Source organism: Streptomyces sp. NPDC093111, from assembly GCF_040683955.1.
Lineage (GTDB): Bacteria > Actinomycetota > Actinomycetes > Streptomycetales > Streptomycetaceae > Streptomyces.
On record NZ_JBFBNW010000003.1, the window covers coordinates 184,431 to 201,728 of the forward strand.

The window sequence follows — 17,298 nt, forward strand, 5'->3', positions numbered from 1 at the left end:
CCTATCGGCGGATCATCTCCCCAGCAGGGCCGTGACCACCCCGACCGGATCGGCGTCCGGGGTGCCGCGGGGCCACCAGTCCTCGCGGTCGGTGTCCGACTCGTATCCGTACCAGAGCCCCTCACGGCCGAAGCGGAGCTGGAGCGAGCGGGTGGAGAGCCGGTTGCGCCAGGGGCGGAAGGCCGGGAGGTCGGCGGCCAGCAGGGCGGGTCTGGCCCGGTCGAACGGTCCGGCGGGCGGGTCCCAGGGCTCTTCGAGGACGGCGAGTCCGGCCGGTCCGCCCTGGCGCCAGGCGGCGACGGCGCGGGCCAGATCGGTCGGGGTGCGGTCGAGCGCGTGGGACAGGTCCCGGTAGAGGGCGCGGGTGGAGGCGGTCAGTCCGGAGCCGGGGTGCGCGGCGGCCAGCCGTACCGCGTCCTGCCAGGGGCTGAGCGCGGCGACGGGGTCGTGTCCGGTGGTGAGGAAGGTGTGGGCGCGGGCGGCGGCCTCGCCGGCGAGCAGGTCGAGGGCGAGGGGGTCGGGCGCGTCGGGGTCGGCGGGGAACACCGCGGGTCGGCCGGGGTGCGCGGGCGCGGGGAGCGGTGGCGGCAGCGGCGGGAGGACGTGCCCGGTGAGCGGGGCGAGCGCGGTGCGGGCGGGGACGCCGGGGAGGGCCGGGGCCGTCGTGCCGCGTTCGGCGGCGGAGCGGGCGGCGTTGCGCCGGGTGAGGTCGGCGAGGAGTTCCTGTTCGCCGCGGCCGCGCATGAGGAAGAGGACTAAGGGGTCCTCGTCGAGGAGGCGCGCGGACTGGTAGCAGAGGGCGGCCGCGTGCTTGCAGGGGTAGCCGTCGTCGGGGCAGGAGCAGTCGGGGATCAGGTCGCCGGGGGCGGGCAGGAGACCGGTGACGGCCTCCAGGGCGTGCGGGACGTCCTTGTCGAGGAGGGCGGCGATGTGCTCGGGCCGGGCGGCGGCCTCGTCGAGGAAGCACTCCCAGTCGGCGTCGTCGAGGGTGCGCAGACGGATCTCGGTGCGGTACGGACGCGGGCGGCTGCCGTGCACGTAGGCGACGACCCGGCCGGGAGTGACGGTGATCGCGTCCACGTGGCCGCGCCGGGCGTACGCCTTGCCGCGGGCGAGCCGGGCCTGGTCGAGGGCGGTGTCCTCCAGGGACTCGACCCACGCGTTGCCCCACCAGGTGGCGGCGAACCGCCCGTCGGGCGCCTCGCGCGGGGCGAGCTGCGGGAAGGTCCGGCGCCGGTCGTCGTGGCGGGGCAGGGCGGGTCGGGCGGTGGCCGTCCGGGACAGCCGGGGGCGGACGGCGCCCGCGCGGGAGCGGTCCGGGAAGCGGGGCTCGTCGGGGCGGCGGGGCCCGTCGGGGGTCATGACGGCCTCCTCAGGGACACCAGGTCGGCCAGATCGCGGTCGGTCAGTTCGGTGAGGGCGGCCTCGCCGCTGCCGAGCACGGCGTCGGCGAGGGCCCGCTTGGCGCGCAGCATCTCGGCGATGCTGTCCTCGACGGTGCCCTCGGCGATCAGGCGGTGCACCTGGACGGGCTGGGTCTGCCCGATGCGGTAGGCGCGGTCGGTGGCCTGCTCCTCGACGGCCGGGTTCCACCAGCGGTCGTAGTGCACGACGTGGCCGGCCCGGGTGAGGTTGAGTCCCGTGCCCGCGGCCTTGAGGGAGAGCAGGAAGACGGGGACCTCCCCGGCCTGGAAGCGGTCCACCATCCGCTCCCGCTCGGGGACGGGCGTGCCGCCGTGCAGCAGTTGCGCGTCGACGCCCCGGGAGGCGAGGTGGTCGGCGAGGAGCCGGGCCATCGACACGTACTGCGTGAAGACGAGGACCGAACCGTCCTCGGCGAGGATCGTGTCGAGGAGCTCGTCGAGGAGGGCCAGCTTCCCGGAGCGCCCGGCGAGCCGGAGGGCTCCGGCCCCGGCACCGCTCGATCCGCGGTTCCTCGGGGAGCTCTCCTTCAAATACTGCGCGGGGTGGTTGCAGATCTGCTTGAGCGAGGTCAGCAGCTTCATGATCAGTCCGCGCCGGGCCATGCCCTCGGCGGCCTCGATCTGCGCCATCGTCTCGCGCACCACCGCCTCGTACAGCGAGGCCTGCTCACGGGTGAGGGCGACGGGGTGGTCGGACTCGGTCTTCGGCGGCAGCTCGGGGGCGATGCCGGGGTCGGACTTGCGCCGGCGCAGCAGGAAGGGGCGGACCAGCCGGGCCAGGCGCTCGACCGCCTCCTCGTTCCCGACCTCCTCGTCGTTCTCCACCGCGCGGGCGTGGCGCGAGCGGAAGGCCTTGAGGGGGCCGAGGAGCCCCGGGGTGGTCCAGTCGAGGAGCGCCCACAGCTCCGAGAGGTTGTTCTCCACGGGGGTGCCGGTGAGGGCGACCCGGGCGGGTGAGGGGATCGTGCGGAGTGCCTTGGCCGTCGCCGAGAACGGGTTCTTGACGTGCTGGGCCTCGTCCGCGACGACCATGCCCCACTCCTGCTCGGCGAGCTGAGCGGCACTGGTGCGCAGGGTGCCGTACGTGGTGAGGACGAAGCCGCCGTCGAGCCCGCCGAGGGTGCGGTCGGCGCCGTGGAAGCGGCGTACGGGCACGCCGGGGGCGAAGCGCCGGATCTCCCGCTGCCAGTTGCCCAGGAGCGAGGCCGGGCAGACGACGAGGGTGGGTGCCGGGCGGGCGCGGCGCAGGTGGAGGGCGATGAGCGTGACGGTCTTGCCGAGGCCCATGTCGTCGGCGAGGCAGCCGCCGAGGCCGAGGGAGGTCATCAGGTCGAGCCAGGCCAGGCCGCGCAGCTGGTAGTCGCGGAGGGTCGCGTCGAGGCCGGGCGGCGGGAGGACGTCCTCGGGCCCGGCGAGGAGCCGGTCGCGCAGGACCGCGAGGGCGCCGACGGGCACGGCCGGGACGGTCTCGCCGTCCACCTCCGCGGTGCCGCCGAGGGCGACGGCGAGCGCGTCGACCGGCTCCAGGAGTCCGAGCTCGCGCTTGCGGGCCTTGCGGACGAGGTCGGGGTCGACGACCACCCACTGGTCGCGCAGCCTGACGACGGGCCGGTGGGCCTCGGCGAGGAGGTCCATCTCCCGCTCGGTGAGGGGGTCGCCGTCGAGCGCGAGCTGCCAGTTGAAGCGGAGCAGCTCCTCGCTGTCGAAGAAGGAGGTGCCGTCGGTGGCGGAGCCCGGTGCGGAGCGGGCCGGGCGGACGACGGCGGAGGCGCTGAGCGAGCGGGCGAGGTCGCGGGGCCAGTGGACGGCGACACCGGCGTCGGCGAGCCGTGGGGTGGCGGGGCCGAGGAGCTCGTACAGCTCGTCCTCGGTGATCGGGAGGACGTCGGGCACCTCCCGTTCGAGCAGGCGGCCGAGCGGGGGCCAGACGCGGGCGGCGCGGCGCAGGGCGAGGACGGCGTCGATCCGGGCGCGCGGGCCGAAGTGCTCGTCGCCGTCGCCGGCCCACAGGGCGGCGGCGTCGATGACGAGGGTGGGGTCGGCGAGGCTGTGCACCTGGAGCAGCACGGCCGCGGCCTGCCGCTCCTCCTCTTCCGCGGACTCCCCCGAGACGTCGAACAGCTCGAACTTCGACAGGTCGAGGCGGAGCGAGACGCGGACGCCGGCATCCATGCCGGCGGCGGCCTCGGCGGCCCAGGTGCGCGCGCGGGGCAGGTGCACGGCCTCCCGGGCGGCGAAGGGAGCGCCGACCGCGTGGGGGGCCGCGGGCGTACGGGGCAGGGTGTCGGCGACCGCGTCGAGGAAGGCCCGCACCAGCGCCTCCGGCTCGGGCAGCCGCAGCGGTCCCCGGCCGGAGCCGGGCTCCGGCAGCGGGGTGGCGTGGCCCTCGTACGGCATGGCGGCGGCGATCGCCCTGAGGTGCGCGATGTCGTCGGCGTCGAGCGGTCCGGCCCGCCAGGCGTCGTGGTCGTCGGCGGTGAGCCCGGGCAGCAGCCGTCCCCGGGCGACCAGGTGGAGGGCGTGCAGGGCCGCGGCTCCCCAGCAGGCGGTGGCGGGGTGCGCGGCCGGCTGGTGCCGGGCGGCGACCAGCAGGGGCAGGGCCTCGGCGACGGGCAGGAACAGCGCGGGCACCGTCCGGGACCGGACGCCCGCCCCGTGGCGCCGTACGACGGTCAGCTCGCCCAGGGTGGCGGCGGGCACGTCCGCGTCCCGGGCGGGCCCGTGGGCCGGGTCGAGCCGCTCCGGATCGGGCAGGGCGACGCCCTCGGGGGACCAGAAGGCGACCCGGCCCTCGCGGGGCAGGGCGGCGGGCAGGAAGACGGCGGCATGGCCGAGCGGGGCCAGGGTCACGACGCTCCTCACCTCCTGTTCCGCGACGGATCCACGACTGGATCTCCGACCATACGGGTGGGGTCTGACAACGCGCGTTCCGGCGCATCGCCCGTACGGCCCAACAGAACATGACGGACGCGCCCGGAAGGGGCAGGGTGGCCAGGAACACCTTCCGCCGCCAGTCTCCGACAGACGAGGATCCACCCATGTCCCTTCGCCGGCGTCTCACCATCGCCACCGGGGCCGCACTGCTCGCCGTCACGGTGACGGGCTGCTCGGGCCTCGGCCGCAGCATGGTCGGCACGCTCTCGTACGAGACCGGGCACAAGTTCGTGGTGACGGTGACCAGCCCCTCCGTGAACGGCTGCCACCGGCTGGCGCCGTCGGGCGCGACGCGGATCGAGAACAACACGCTGGTGGACATCCAGCTGTACCGGACGCGGGACTGCCAGGGCGAGAAGCCCATCTACGTGGCGACCAACAGCGGCGACGAGATCGCTCCGGGGACCCTGCCCTGGCGCAGCTACAACGTCATCCACTGACCCCGGCGGGGACGGGCGCGCGCTCCGGCGCATCCGGGCGCGCTCGTGCCTCTCATGCCCCTCGCGCCCTCCTGCCCGCCGGACGTGCTTCCGGTTCGCGCGTCATGGGTGGATGCTGGAAGTGCCCTCGGGGGTTCCCGGAGGGAGATGTCGGCGTCATGCGTACGGGGAGCGAGCCGGTGACCGCGCGCAGTCCCCTGCGGCTGCGGCTCGTGCTGAGTCTGTGGGGGCTGCTGTGGGCCGCCTTCGGCACCACGGTCTTCGCCCTGCTCGAACGGCCCGGCTGGGCGGCGGCCTGCGGGGTGCTGTTCGCCGTCGCCGCCGTCGACCTGGTCATGGTCGTGCGGCATCTCCGACAGGGCCCGCACTGGCAGCCGGGCCGGGACGTCCCGCCGTACGAGCCGGACCACGGCGACCGGCGCCGCTGAGGCGCACCGGACCGCGGACCGCAGGTTCTCCGCCCGGTCCGTCCGCCGGGCCCGTCCGCCGGGGCGGGACGCGGGCCGGGGCTCAGTCGGCCGCCGCGCCGAACCGGGCCGCCTCCAGGTACTCCGGCCTCGGGTCGAGTGCGGCGGCGAGACGGAAGTGGCGCAGGGCCTGCTCGGGGCGGCCGGAGCGCTGGAAGGTGCGGGCGAGCGCGAAGTGCGCGAACGCGTTGTCCGGCTCGCGCTCCAGGACCAGCTCGAACTCGAGCTCGGCCGGACGTAGTTGGGCGGCGGCGAAGAAGGCGCGGGCCCGCAGCAGCCGGGCCGCGGTGTTCTCGGGGTGGGCGGCGATCACCGAGTCGAGCAGCTTGACGGCACCCCGCGGGTCCCGGGCGGCGAGCAGCTGCTCGGCGGCCCGGAAGTCGATGACGTGGGTCTCCGGATTCCTCTCGGCCACTGTGGCGTCCTTTCCTCGCTCCGGCGGTTCAACAAGCGGGCACGGCGGCCGTGTTCCTCGGGAACCCGGTGTGCGGACGCCCCGCGCAGGTCATATCTACCCAGTCCGGGGGGCCTTGCCAACCGAAGCGGCCCCCGGCATTCGCCGGGGGCAGGCCCGCCGCTCCCCTAAGGGTGCCCGGCGGCGCGCTCCTTGAGGGTCTCCCAGACCTCGCGCACCTGGGGCTCCAGCGCCTCCAGCGGACCGTCGTTGTCGATGAGGAGGTCGGCCACGGCCCGCCGTTGCTCGCGCGTGGCCTGCGCCGCCATCCGCGCCTCGGCCTCGGGTCCGGTCATGCCGCGCAGCCGCAGGAGCCGGTCGAGCTGGGTCTCGGGGGCGGCGTCCACGACGACGACCAGGTCGTACAGGGGCGCCAGGCCGTTCTCGGTGAGCAGCGGGACGTCGTGGACGACGACGTCACCCGTCGTGGCCCTGCTCTCCAGCTCGGCCGAGCGGGCGCCGACCAGCGGATGCACGATCGCGTTGAGGGCGGCCAGGCGCTCGGGGTCGCCGAAGACGATCGAGCCGAGCCGGGGCCGGTCGAGGGTGCCCTCCGGGGTGAGGATCTCGGGGCCGAACTCGGCCACGACGGCCGCCAGCCCGGGTGTACCGGGCTCCACGACCTCGCGGGCGATCCGGTCGGCGTCGATCAGCACGGCTCCGTAGGACACGAGAAGCCGCGACACTTCGCTCTTGCCGGCACCGATGCCGCCGGTCAGGCCCACTTTCAGCATGAGCCGCAGCCTAGATGCCGCCGCCCCGCCGTCAGGAGTCGCCCTCCCGTTCGGCGAGGAACCGCTCGAACTCGCGGCCCAGTTCGTCCGCGGAGGGCAGGTCGACGGGCTCGGCGACCAGGCTGCCGCGGGTCTCGGCGCCGGCCATCGCGTCGTACTGGTGCTCAAGGCCCTGGACGAGTGCGACCAGTTCGTCGTCGCCCTCGCCGATCTGGCGCTCGATCTCGGTCTGGGTGCGGCGCGCCTCGGTGCGCAGGGAGTGCGCGACGCCGGGCAGGACCAGGCCGGTGGCCGCGGTGACGGCCTCCAGCGCGGTCAGGGCCGCGTCGGGGTACGGGGAGCGGGCGACGTAGTGCGGGACGTGGGCCGCGACGCCGAGGGTGTCGTGGCCGGACTCCGTGAGGCGGAACTCGATGAGGGACTCGGCGCTGCCGGGCACCTGGGCCTCGTCGAAGGGGCTGCGGTGGCCCGGCATGAGGTCGGTGCGGCTGCCGTGCGGGGTGAGGCCGACGGGGCGGGTGTGCGGGACGCCCATGGGGATGCCGTGGAAGTTGACGGCGAGGCGCACGCCCAGGCGCTCGACGATCTGGCGCACGGCGGCGGCGAACCGCTCCCACTCGACGTCGGGCTCGGGCCCGGAGAGCACCAGGAAGGGGGCGCCGGTCGCGTCCTGGACGAGCCGGACCTCGATCGCGGGCGTCTCGTACGCGGACCAGCGGTCGCGCCGGAAGGTCAGCAGGGGCCTGCGGGCCCGGTAGTCCACGAGCCGGTCGTGGTCGAAGCGGGCCACGAGCTGGTGCGGCAGGGTGTCGAGCAAGCCCTCGATGATCTGCTCGCCGGTCTCACCGGCGTCGATGTAGCCGTCGAAGTGGTAGAGCATGACCAGTCCGGCCGACTCCTGGGCCAGGGCCACGTCGACCACGGCCAGCCCCTTCTGGTCCCATTCGTACAAATCCTGGGGATCAAGCACGATTTCCGCTCCTCCTCGCGTCCTTCCTGGACAACGCGCCCTGCGGCAGCGCCATTCCCCGCGTCCGGAAAAAGACCGAGGCCCGCTCCCCCGAAGGGGAGCGGGCCTCGACGCTAGCTACTGGAGCTCAGCGGAGAGCGTGTTCAGCTCTGGCCGCCGGCCAGCTTCTCGCGCAGGGCAGCCAGGGCCTCGTCCGACGCCAGGGCGCCGGAGGTGTCGTCCGACTCCGAGGAGTACGAACCACCGGAGACGCCCGCCGGGGCACCGGCCGGAGCGGCGGCGCCACCCTCGGCAGCGGCGGCCTCGTCGGCCTCGCGGGACTTGATGACCTGAGCCTGGTGCTGCTCGAAGCGCTGCTGCGCCTCGGCGTACTGGGTCTCCCAGGCCTCGCGCTGGGTCTCGTAGCCCTCGAGCCAGTCGTTGGTCTCGGGGTCGAAGCCCTCGGGGTAGATGTAGTTGCCCTGGTCGTCGTAGGACGCGGCCATGCCGTACAGGGTCGGGTCGAACTCGACCGAGGCCGGGTCGGCACCGAAGGACTCGTTGGCCTGCTTCAGCGAGAGGCTGATGCGACGACGCTCGAGGTCGATGTCGATGACCTTGACGAAGATCTCGTCGTTGACCTGGACGACCTGCTCCGGGATCTCCACGTGGCGCTCGGCCAGCTCGGAGATGTGGACCAGACCCTCGATGCCCTCGTCCACGCGGACGAACGCACCGAACGGAACCAGCTTGGTGACCTTGCCGGGAACGACCTGGCCGATCTGGTGCGTCCGGGCGAACTGCTGCCACGGGTCCTCCTGCGTCGCCTTCAGCGACAGGGAGACACGCTCGCGGTCCATGTCCACGTCGAGAACCTCGACGGTGACCTCCTGGCCGACCTCGACAACCTCGGAGGGGTGGTCGATGTGCTTCCAGGACAGCTCGGAGACGTGCACGAGGCCGTCGACGCCACCCAGGTCCACGAAGGCACCGAAGTTGACGATCGAGGACACGACGCCGGAGCGGACCTGACCCTTCTGGAGGGTCGTGAGGAAGGTCTGGCGGACCTCGGACTGGGTCTGCTCGAGCCAGGCGCGGCGGGACAGGACCACGTTGTTGCGGTTCTTGTCCAGCTCGATGATCTTCGCCTCGAGCTCCTTGCCCACGTAGGGCTGGAGGTCGCGGACGCGACGCATCTCGACCAGGGAGGCCGGGAGGAAGCCGCGGAGGCCGATGTCGAGGATGAGACCACCCTTGACGACCTCGATGACGGTACCGGTGACGATGCCGTCCTCTTCCTTGATCTTCTCGATGGTGCCCCAAGCACGCTCGTACTGGGCACGCTTCTTCGAGAGGATCAGGCGGCCTTCCTTGTCCTCCTTCTGGAGAACAAGGGCCTCGATCTCGTCGCCGACCTTGACGACCTCGTTCGGGTCGACATCGTGCTTGATCGAGAGCTCGCGGCTCGGGATGACACCTTCGGTCTTGTAACCGATGTCGAGCAGGACCTCGTCCCGGTCGACCTTCACGATGACGCCGTCGACGATGTCGCCGTCGTTGAAGTACTTGATCGTCTCGTCGATCGCGGCGAGGAAGGCTTCCTCGTTACCGATGTCGTTGACCGCAACCTGCGGGGTGGTGCTGGTGGCGGTGGTCTCGGTGCTGCTCGTCATGTGGGAAAGGGCTCCGGTTACGGACAGAAAGTCGTAGGTACTGCTACGCCGAGAGCCCGTATCGCAGCTGATGAAGCCGGCCAGCCAAAGAAGCGCACGACCCGCGAGGGGTGACGCCTCGAAAACCGAGGGGACATACAACAGATGCGAGCGCGGCCTGCTCCGTCTGAGGCGCGCAGGCTCGCAACGCAACCTTTAGCATACGGGGACGGCCGGACAGGGTCAATGCGCGAAGCGCTCACCCGGGGCGGATCACCGCAAACCCGGCACAACTCATGTCTGCCCAGGCCATCCTGGCCCGGGTCGCGCCGCAGCACTGAGCGCAAACTACATCGACGGGCGAGATGAACCAAGAGCACGGACAGGAAGACGGCCCCGAGGACGAGCCGGAGGCCACCCGACGCGAGACGGGGGAGGCGGAGAGCAGTCGGGCAAGCCGGGGATGGTGGGACCGGAACGCCGACGAGTACCAGAGCGATCACGGGTCGTTCCTCGGCGACGACCGCTTCGTCTGGGGCCCCGAGGGCCTGGACGAGGAGGAGGCGGGGCTGCTCGGTCCGGCCGACGCGCTGAAGGGGCTCGACGTCCTGGAGATCGGCGCGGGCGCGGCGCAGTGTTCGCGCTGGCTGGCGGCGCGGGGGGCCCGGCCGGTGGCCCTGGACCTCTCGCACCGGCAGCTCCAGCACGCGCTGCGGATCGGCGGCGAGGTGCCGCTGGTGGAGGCGGACGCGGGGGTGCTGCCGTTCCGCGACGGCTCCTTCGACCTGGCGTGTTCGGCGTACGGCGCGGTGCCGTTCGTGGCGGATCCGGTACGGGTCTTCCGCGAGGTCCGGCGGGTGCTGCGGCCCGGCGGCCGGTGGGTGTTCTCGGTGACGCACCCGATCCGGTGGGCGTTCCCGGACGAGCCGGGGCCCGAGGGCCTGTCGGTGGCGGCGTCCTACTTCGACCGGACGCCGTACGTGGAGCAGGACGAGCGGGGGCGCGCGGTCTACGTCGAGCACCACCGGACGATCGGCGACCGGGTGCGGGACGTGGTGGCCGGCGGTTTCCGGCTGGTGGACCTGGTGGAGCCGGAGTGGCCGGCCTGGAACGGCCAGGAGTGGGGCGGCTGGTCCCCGCTGCGGGGGAACCTGATCCCCGGGACCGCGATCTTCGTCTGCGAGCGCGCGGAGGACTGACGCGCAGGACGCAGAGGACCCGGAAGACCCGGAGGACGCGACTGGTGAGGGGCGGCTCCGCCCCGCACCAGTCCTCTTGGCCCCGCACCAGTCCTATTAATGGGTGGGCCCTGTGGACAACCGCGCACGGCCGTCGGCGGGGCGTACGAGACTGAGTGCGTGATCCGAAACGACGCACTCGACCTGCTCCCCGTCCGCCACGCCGTCCCCGAGCTGCTGACCGCGCTCGAGGAGCGCGGTGCGGCGGTGCTGTACGCCCCGCCCGGGACCGGCAAGACCACGTTGGTCCCGCTGGCCCTCGCGGGGCTCATAGGGGACGGGCCGCGGCGGCGGGTGCTGGTGGCCGAGCCGCGCCGGATGGCGGTGCGGGCCGCGGCCCGGCGGATGGCCTGGCTGCTCGGCGAGGAGGTCGGCGGGTCGGTCGGCTTCTCCGTGCGCGGCGAGCGCCGGGCCGGGCCCGCGACCCGGGTCGAGGTGGTGACCACGGGTGTCCTGCTCCAGCGGCTCCAGCGGGATCCAGAGCTGGGCGGGGTGGACGTGGTGCTGCTCGACGAGTGCCACGAGCGGCATCTGGACGCGGACACGGCGATGGCGTTCCTGGTGGACGTGCGCGCGACGCTGCGGCCGGAGCTGAAGCTGATCGCCGCGTCGGCGACGAGCGACGCGGAGGCGTGGGCGCAGCTGCTGACCGTCCTCGACGGCGGCGGACCCGCGCCGATCGTGTGGGGCAAGGGCGAGGGGCACGGTTACGCGGTGCGGTTCGCCGCCCCGCCCGCCGGGATCCGGCCGGCGCACGGCACCTGGGTGGACGCGGCGCTGCTGCGGCACGTGGCGGCCACCGTGCGGGGCGCGCTGGAGCGGCACGACGGGGACGTGCTCTGTTTCCTGCCGGGCACGGGGGAGATCGCGCGGACGGCGGGGCTGCTCGCGGACCTGGAGGCGGACGTGCTCCAGCTGCACGGCCGCGCGCCCGCCGCGGTGCAGGACTCGGTGCTGCGGGGCGCCGAGCCGGGCGGGCGGCGCCGGGTGGTGCTGGCGACCTCGGTGGCGGAGTCCAGCCTCACGGTGCCGGGGGTGCGGATCGTGGTGGACTCCGGGCTGGCGCGGGAGCCGCGGATGGACCACGCGCGGGGGCTCGGCTCGCTGGCGACGGTGCCGGTGTCGGTCGCGGCGGCCACCCAGCGGGCCGGCCGGTCCGGGCGGGAGGCGCCCGGGGTGGTCTACCGCTGCTGGGCGGAGGCGGAGGACGGGGCCCGGGCGCGGTTCCCCTCCCCCGAGATCAGGATCTCGGACCTGGCGGACTTCGCGCTGCGCGCGGCCTGCTGGGGCGACCCGACGGGCGCCGGGCTGGCGCTGCTCGACGGGCCGCCGGCCGGGGCGATGACGGCGGCCCGCGCGGTCCTCACGGCGATCGGGGCCGTGGACGAGGACGGGCGGGCCACGGACCGGGGGGTGCGGATGTCCCGGCTGGGTCTGCATCCGCGGCTCGGGCGGGCCCTGCTGGACGGGGCGAGGGAGGTGGGCGCCCGGCGGGCGGCGGAGGTGGTGGCCCTGCTGAGCGAGGAGCCGCCCCGTGAGTACGGGGACGATCTGGCGGCGGCCTGGCGGGCGGCGCGCCAGGGTGGCGACGGGTACGGGGCGCGGTGGAAGGCCGAGGTGCGGCGCCTGGAGCGTGCGGCCGGCGAGGAGGCGGAGGGGCGGCCCGGGGCCGGGTCGGGCCGGTCGGGCGTCGCGGGCGAGGACGCGGCGGCGGGGCTCGTGACCGCGTTGGCGTTTCCCGAGCGGGTGGCCAGGGCTCGGGAGCAGGGCGGGTATCTGATGGTGTCGGGTACCGGGGCCCGGCTGGCGGAGGGCTCGGGGCTGCGGTCCAGCGCCTGGCTGGCGGTGGCGGTGGCGGACCGGACGGCGCAGAGCGCCACCGCCCGGGTGCGGCTGGCGGCGGTGGTGGACGAGGCGGTGGCGCGGGGCGCGGCGGGGCATCTGTTCGCGGCGGGCGAGGAGGTCCACTGGGAGGACGGGGACGTCGTGGCGCGCTCGGTCGAGCGGCTCGGCGCGGTGGAGCTGACGGTCCGCCCGCTGCGGGGCGGCGTGGACCCCGCGGCGGTGCGGGCGGCGCTGCTCGACGGGCTGGCCCGGGAGGGTCTGTCGCTGCTGCGGTGGAGCCAGGGGGCGACGGAGCTCCGGAGCCGACTCGCCTTCCTGCGGCGGGAGTTGGGCGAGCCGTGGCCGGACGTGGCGGAGGGGGCGCTGCTCGCGCGGGCGGAGGAGTGGCTGGAGCCGGAGCTGTCGCGGGCTCGGCGGCGGGCGGACCTGGGGCGGATCGACGCGGGGCAGGGGCTCCAGCGGCTGTTGCCGTGGGCGTCGGGCGAGGCGGGGCGGCTGGACGAGCTGGCGCCGGAGCGGATCGAGGTGCCGAGCGGTTCGCGGATCCGGGTGGAGTACGGCGGGGAGCGGCCGGTGCTCGCGGTGAAGCTGCAGGAGATGTTCGGGCTGGCGGAGACGCCCCGGGTGGCGGGGGTCCCGGTCCAGGTGCACCTGCTGTCGCCGGCGGGGCGGCCGGCGGCGGTGACGGCGGATCTGGCCTCGTTCTGGCGGGAGGGCTACCGCTCCGTGCGGGCGGAGCTGCGGGGCCGGTACCCCAAGCACCCGTGGCCGGAGGATCCGTCGACGGCGGACCCGACCCGGCACACGAGCGCGCGGCAGCGGAGGGAGGTCAGACCGGAGCGGTGACGGGGCCCGGGCCGGGGCGGCCGTGCGGGTCGGGGCCGGGCCGGGCGTCCGGGTCCGGGCGCCGGGAGCGGGCTTCGAGCCAGAGGGCGAGGGCGAGCAGGAGGAGGGCGAGGACGGTGAAGCCCCAGGGGAGGTAGGAGACGACCATCAGGACCATGAGGCGGTTGGACTTGACCAGTTCGCCGACGCTCTCGATGTAGTCCTCGCGCATCTTCACGTGGCCCGCGAAGACGGTGATGGTGTCCTGGCCCATCAGGGCCTTGGCGTTGCGGAGCTCCTCCTTGTGGATCTCCTCGCCGTTGACGGGGGCGCCGGTGACGGGGTCGATCCAGAACATGCGCTGGGTGGTGTACCAGCGGGTGAGTCCGGTCTTGGCGAGGAGGTCGGGGGTGATGCCCTTGACGGGCATCGACTTGGGCATGGGGACCCGCGTCCAGGGGATGGTCTGCTCGAAGTAGTAGACCTCCATGCCGCGGAAGGTGCGGGTGCCCTTGTAGTGGATGGGGGCGGAGGTGCGGGTCTGGGCGTCGAAGTACTGGTAGTCCCGCTTCTCGACGAGGAAGGGCCACTTGAACTCGATGCCCGTGCGCCGGACCGCGTCGCCGTCGACCATCTCGCCGGTGGCGTTGACGGGGTCCTGGGTGTGGGCGTCGAAGATGTAGCGCTCCGGGATCTGGGACACCATCTTGCCGTCGGGTCCCGCGACGTAGGAGAGGGAGTCCCAGACGACGACGTCGCGTCCGGCGTCGCGTTCGATCCGCTTCGACTCCTCCACGTTGCCCTTGAGGGTCTGGACGATCGTGATCTTGTCGACCTTCCGGGCCTTGAAGGTCGTGTAGTCGAGCAGGGTCGCGGGCTTCGCCTCCAGGACGGTCACCTGGTACTGGTTCGACGGGATCTTCACCACGCGGGGGAAGACGTACCAGCGCAGGGTGGGCGCCATGGCGGCGAAGAAGACGGCGAAGGCGAGCAGGACGAGGCTGGCTCGGCGGCGCATCGGCGTCCCCCCTTACTTCTCGGGGCCGGGGACGGCGGTCAGCAGGGGGCTCGGCGAGGTGGGCCCGTCCGGCGGGACGTCGACCAGGGCGAAGAGCAGGACGATCAGAAGGACGGGGACCAGTCCGATGGCGGCGGCTACTAGGGCGCGCAAGGTCGGCCTCCCGGCGCTCGATCTGATAGGTCGTCAGGGCGGGGGAACCGTAGCAACGGGATCGCGAGATGAGAACACGTTGCACTCAGAACGACGGACGCCGCCCCCGTGTCCTGTGGGGACACGGGGGCGGCGTGGCGGAGCCGGTGGGGGCGTCAGGAGCTCGGCGTGGCCTCCGGCGCGCCCGTGGACTTCGACGGCGAGGGCGTCGCGGTCGTCGGGGTCGTCGGGGTCGGAGTCGGAGTCGGGGTCGGCTCGGGGTCCGGGGCGGTGACCTTCAGCACGACGTCCAGGGTGCCGCCGCCGGGCGCGGTCAGGCGCAGCAGGAACGTGCCGGCCTTCCCGTCCGCGTAGATCTTCGGCAGGGTGAGCACCCCGTCCGCGTCCGTCTTCAGGCCCGTGAGGGTGTGGAGGGCGGTGCCGTCCGCGTCCTTGAAGAAGGGCCCCTCGGTGGCGGTCTGCGGGTTGTCCGCCGAGGTGATGAAGGTGGCGGTCAGGGCGACGCCGGAGGCGACGGCCCCGCCGTCGGTGGCCTTGACCTGCACCCGGTCGGCGAACTCGGCGCCGGTGGTGGCCGCGAGCTCCTTGGCGTCGAGGCGGGTGAGCGAGTCGGCGCTCCGCTCGGTGACGGTCGCGGAGAACGAGACGGCGCCCAGGGTGCGGCCCACGACCGTGGCACCGACGGTGAAGCGGCCGGTCCGCTCGCCCGCCTTGAGGTTCGGGGCGACGGCCTTGCCGTTGGCTGCGGTGGTGGCGGTGATCTCGCGGGCGCCGATGCCGAAGCGGGCGTCGGTGTCCCCGGTGATCTGGAAGCGCACCTGGACGCCGGCGACCGGCTTGCCGGCCGCGTCGAGCGCCACGACGGCGGGGCGGTGGGCGAAGGTGCCGCCCGCGGTGGCGGTCAGGGTGCCGGTGGAGGCGTCCGTGATCCGGGCGACCTTGGTCGCCGGTGCGGGGGTCGGCGTGGGCGGCTTCGGCACGACGGGCTTCGACGGGTCCGGCTTCGGCGTGGGCGGCTTGGTGACCGGCGGCTTCGGCGGCGGGGTGTTCCCGCCGGGCTTGGTGACGCGGTCGTCGCTGCGGTCGCCGGGCAGGACGCCGGTGCCGTCGGGCACCTGGTGGGTGCCGCGCTTGTAGTACTCGAACCAGGAGAGGACCGTGTTCAGGTACTCCCGCGAGTGGTTGTAGCTGAGGACGGCCCGGTCCAGGTCGGCCTTGACCGCGAGGTTGCGGTCGTTGGCGCACAGGTACATGCCGGCGGCCTGGGCGGCGTCGTAGATGTTGCTGGGGTCCTTCTTCCCGTCGCCGTTGGCGTCCTGGCCCCAGGTGGCCCAGGTGGACGGGATGAACTGCATCGGGCCTATCGCGCGGTCGTGCGTGGTGTCACCGTCGTAGACGCCGTTGTCGGTGTCCGAGATGTTGGCGAAGCCGACACCGTTGAGGACCGGGCCGAGGATGGGCGAGAGGGTGGTGCCGTTGGCGTCGACCTTGCCGCCGCGCGCCTGCCCGGACTCGACCTTGCCGATGCCCGCGAGCAGCTGCCAGGGCAGGTTGCAGTTGGGGTCGGTGGACCGGATCGACTGCTCGGCGCGCTTGTACGCGGCGAGGACGGACGCGGGTATGCCGGCCTCGGCGGGGCCGGTGATGACCGGCAGGTTGGTGGGAGCGCCGGGCTTGTTCGGGGTGTTCAGCGGCGGCAGGTCGGTGTAGTACGGCGAGTTGCCGGAGGCCGAGCCGCCCGGGGGTGTCGCCGTGTCCTCGGCTCCGGCCGGCAGGTCGCCGCTCGCGTTGTCCGCGGGCGGCGGCGCCATGTCCGGTGCCTGCGAGGCGGCCAGTGCCGCGACCGCCGCGGCGACCACCGCACCGCTGGTGGCTCCCCTGCGCAGCCGACGCCCCAAGTGCGATGCCATACCTGTGGTCCCTCCCCGGTTCACCGTCATCGCGCTCCCCGCGCGATCTGACCACGTGACCCTATGCCAACTCCCGGCGCCGCGGCACCGGGCCCTGACCGTGTTTCACGGTTTCGTCACCACTTGGCCGTCGCCGCTTCCGGCACCGGACGCTCTTGCATACTGGGCCGGACACCACACGAGGGGATTCCGGTGCCGTTCACACTGAGCCATGCCGCCGCCGTCCTGCCGGGCATCCGGAGCGACGGCCGGGCGCGCGGCCCCCTGGTGGCCTCGGCGCTCGTCGCGGGCTCCTTCTCCCCCGACCTGACCTACTTCGCGGCCACCGCCGTCCCCGGCGCGATGGAGTTCGGGAACGTCACCCACTCCCCGCTCGGCGTCCTCACGGTCGACGTCCTGATCACGGCCGCGCTGGTAGCCCTGTGGCTGATGGTGCGTGAGCCCCTGGTGGGGCTGCTGCCGCTCCGGTGGAGCGGCCGGGTGTACGGGTTCGTCCGGGGCCGCCCCTGGCGTGAGCGGCGGCCGGCCGGGCTGGTCCTGTGGTTCGTCCTCTCGGCGGTGCTGGGGGCGACGACCCACGTGGTGTGGGACGCGTTCACGCACCTCGACCGCTGGGGCACCCGGCTGATCCCGTTCCTGGGCGAGCTCGTGGGCGGCTTCCCCGTCTATCTGTACGCGCAGTACGGGGGGTCGGCGCTGGCCCTGGTCCTGCTCGGCTGGTTCACCGTACGGGCGCTGCGCGCCACCCCGGCCGGGGCCGGGCCGCCCGCCGGGGTCCCGGTCCTCGACCAGCGCGGGCGGCTCCTCGCGGCCGCGGTGATCGGGGCGTGCGTCCTGGCCGCCACGGCCCATCGGGTGGTGCGCTTCTACGCGTACTGGGGGCGGATCGACAAGCCCCTCGACATCATCCCGACGCTCTGTTTCGGTGCGGGCTCGGGGCTGGCGCTCGGTCTGGTGCTGTACGGGGCGGGGACGCGCCTGTGGCCGCCCGGCCGGCCGGAAGCCGGACCGGGGGCCGCGACGCAAGCACGGCCGGAAGCCCCGTCGGCGCCCCGCCCGAAGACTCCCCGTCCTGAGACGCCCCGTCCGGCGACCGCGCCGGAAGCCGGTCCCGGGTCCCGGGCGCGGTCCCTCCCGGTCGCGGATCCGGATGCCCCGGCCGGTGCTTCGGGTCGTGCGCCGGAGCGCTCCCGTCCGGGATCTCGCTGATCCTCTCGGCCGGGGTGTAGCCGCGGCCGGCCTTCGTCCCGCCGCC

General features: G+C 74.0%; 14 protein-coding genes. 5 read left to right on the forward strand and 9 right to left on the reverse strand.

The genetic code is table 11. The annotated features are described in order from the left end of the window. Positions 1-12: 12 nt before the first annotated feature. Together AB0Q96_RS05670 and AB0Q96_RS05675 are read right to left on the reverse strand one after the other, a co-directional pair. Positions 13-1,362 carry an SWIM zinc finger family protein gene (locus AB0Q96_RS05670; protein ID WP_365321994.1) on the reverse strand — a complete coding sequence of 450 codons (1,350 nt, stop codon included), beginning with the start codon at positions 1,360-1,362 and terminating at the stop codon, positions 13-15. Beyond that, a complete protein-coding gene (locus AB0Q96_RS05675) occupies positions 1,359-4,274 on the reverse strand; it encodes a DEAD/DEAH box helicase (RefSeq protein ID WP_365321995.1) in 2,916 nt (971 codons plus the stop codon). Before AB0Q96_RS05675 ends, AB0Q96_RS05670 begins: the two co-directional genes overlap by 4 nt. A gap of 188 nt (positions 4,275-4,462) precedes the next feature. On the opposite strand from AB0Q96_RS05675, the gene AB0Q96_RS05680 reads away from it, so the two are divergent. Further along, a complete protein-coding gene (locus tag AB0Q96_RS05680; protein ID WP_365321998.1) occupies positions 4,463-4,798 on the forward strand; it encodes a hypothetical protein in 336 nt (111 codons plus the stop codon). 158 nt (positions 4,799-4,956) lie between these two features. Then, positions 4,957-5,226 (forward strand): DUF6343 family protein, encoded by a 270-nt coding sequence (locus AB0Q96_RS05685; RefSeq protein ID WP_365322000.1) that lies wholly within the window; start codon positions 4,957-4,959, stop codon positions 5,224-5,226. 82 nt (positions 5,227-5,308) lie between these two features. On the opposite strand, the gene AB0Q96_RS05690 is transcribed toward AB0Q96_RS05685, so the two are convergent. The 4 genes from AB0Q96_RS05690 to rpsA all read right to left on the reverse strand — a co-directional run bounded on the left by AB0Q96_RS05690 (position 5,309) and on the right by rpsA (position 9,075). Next, the gene (locus AB0Q96_RS05690; protein ID WP_365322002.1) at positions 5,309-5,680 is read right to left on the reverse strand and encodes a tetratricopeptide repeat protein; all 372 of its coding nucleotides are present in this window, start codon (positions 5,678-5,680) and stop codon (positions 5,309-5,311) included. Between the two features lie 167 nt (positions 5,681-5,847). Continuing rightward, on the reverse strand, positions 5,848-6,453 hold the full coding sequence (gene coaE / locus AB0Q96_RS05695) for a dephospho-CoA kinase (protein ID WP_365322004.1): 606 nt from the start codon (positions 6,451-6,453) through the stop codon (positions 5,848-5,850). 31 nt (positions 6,454-6,484) lie between these two features. Then, positions 6,485-7,423, reverse strand: coding sequence for a PAC2 family protein (locus AB0Q96_RS05700; protein ID WP_365322006.1), 939 nt, complete (start codon positions 7,421-7,423; stop codon positions 6,485-6,487). A gap of 143 nt (positions 7,424-7,566) precedes the next feature. Next, the gene (rpsA, locus tag AB0Q96_RS05705; protein WP_329419710.1) at positions 7,567-9,075 is read right to left on the reverse strand and encodes a 30S ribosomal protein S1; all 1,509 of its coding nucleotides are present in this window, start codon (positions 9,073-9,075) and stop codon (positions 7,567-7,569) included. A 344-nt stretch (positions 9,076-9,419) separates the two neighbouring features. On the opposite strand from rpsA, the gene AB0Q96_RS05710 reads away from it, so the two are divergent. Both AB0Q96_RS05710 and hrpB read left to right on the forward strand, forming a co-directional pair. Beyond that, positions 9,420-10,253 (forward strand): methyltransferase domain-containing protein, encoded by an 834-nt coding sequence (locus AB0Q96_RS05710; RefSeq protein ID WP_365322008.1) that lies wholly within the window; start codon positions 9,420-9,422, stop codon positions 10,251-10,253. Positions 10,254-10,412: 159 nt separating this feature from the next. Further along, positions 10,413-12,983, forward strand: coding sequence for an ATP-dependent helicase HrpB (gene hrpB / locus AB0Q96_RS05715; RefSeq protein WP_365322010.1), 2,571 nt, complete (start codon positions 10,413-10,415; stop codon positions 12,981-12,983). Here hrpB and AB0Q96_RS05720 read toward each other — a convergent pair. The 3 genes from AB0Q96_RS05720 to AB0Q96_RS05730 all read right to left on the reverse strand — a co-directional run bounded on the left by AB0Q96_RS05720 (position 12,967) and on the right by AB0Q96_RS05730 (position 16,043). Further along, a complete protein-coding gene (locus tag AB0Q96_RS05720) occupies positions 12,967-13,980 on the reverse strand; it encodes a DUF3068 domain-containing protein (RefSeq protein WP_365322012.1) in 1,014 nt (337 codons plus the stop codon). The genes hrpB and AB0Q96_RS05720 overlap by 17 nt on opposite strands. 12 nt (positions 13,981-13,992) lie before the next feature. Beyond that, entirely contained in the window at positions 13,993-14,133 is a 141-nt protein-coding gene (locus AB0Q96_RS05725) for an SPW_0924 family protein (RefSeq protein WP_329419715.1), read from the reverse strand. Positions 14,134-14,288: 155 nt separating this feature from the next. After that, on the reverse strand, positions 14,289-16,043 hold the full coding sequence (locus AB0Q96_RS05730) for a lytic murein transglycosylase (protein ID WP_365322014.1): 1,755 nt from the start codon (positions 16,041-16,043) through the stop codon (positions 14,289-14,291). A 192-nt stretch (positions 16,044-16,235) separates the two neighbouring features. On the opposite strand from AB0Q96_RS05730, the gene AB0Q96_RS05735 reads away from it, so the two are divergent. After that, positions 16,236-17,252, forward strand: a complete 1,017-nt coding sequence (locus AB0Q96_RS05735) for a DUF4184 family protein (RefSeq protein WP_365322016.1) — start codon at positions 16,236-16,238, stop codon at positions 17,250-17,252. Positions 17,253-17,298 lie beyond the last annotated feature (46 nt).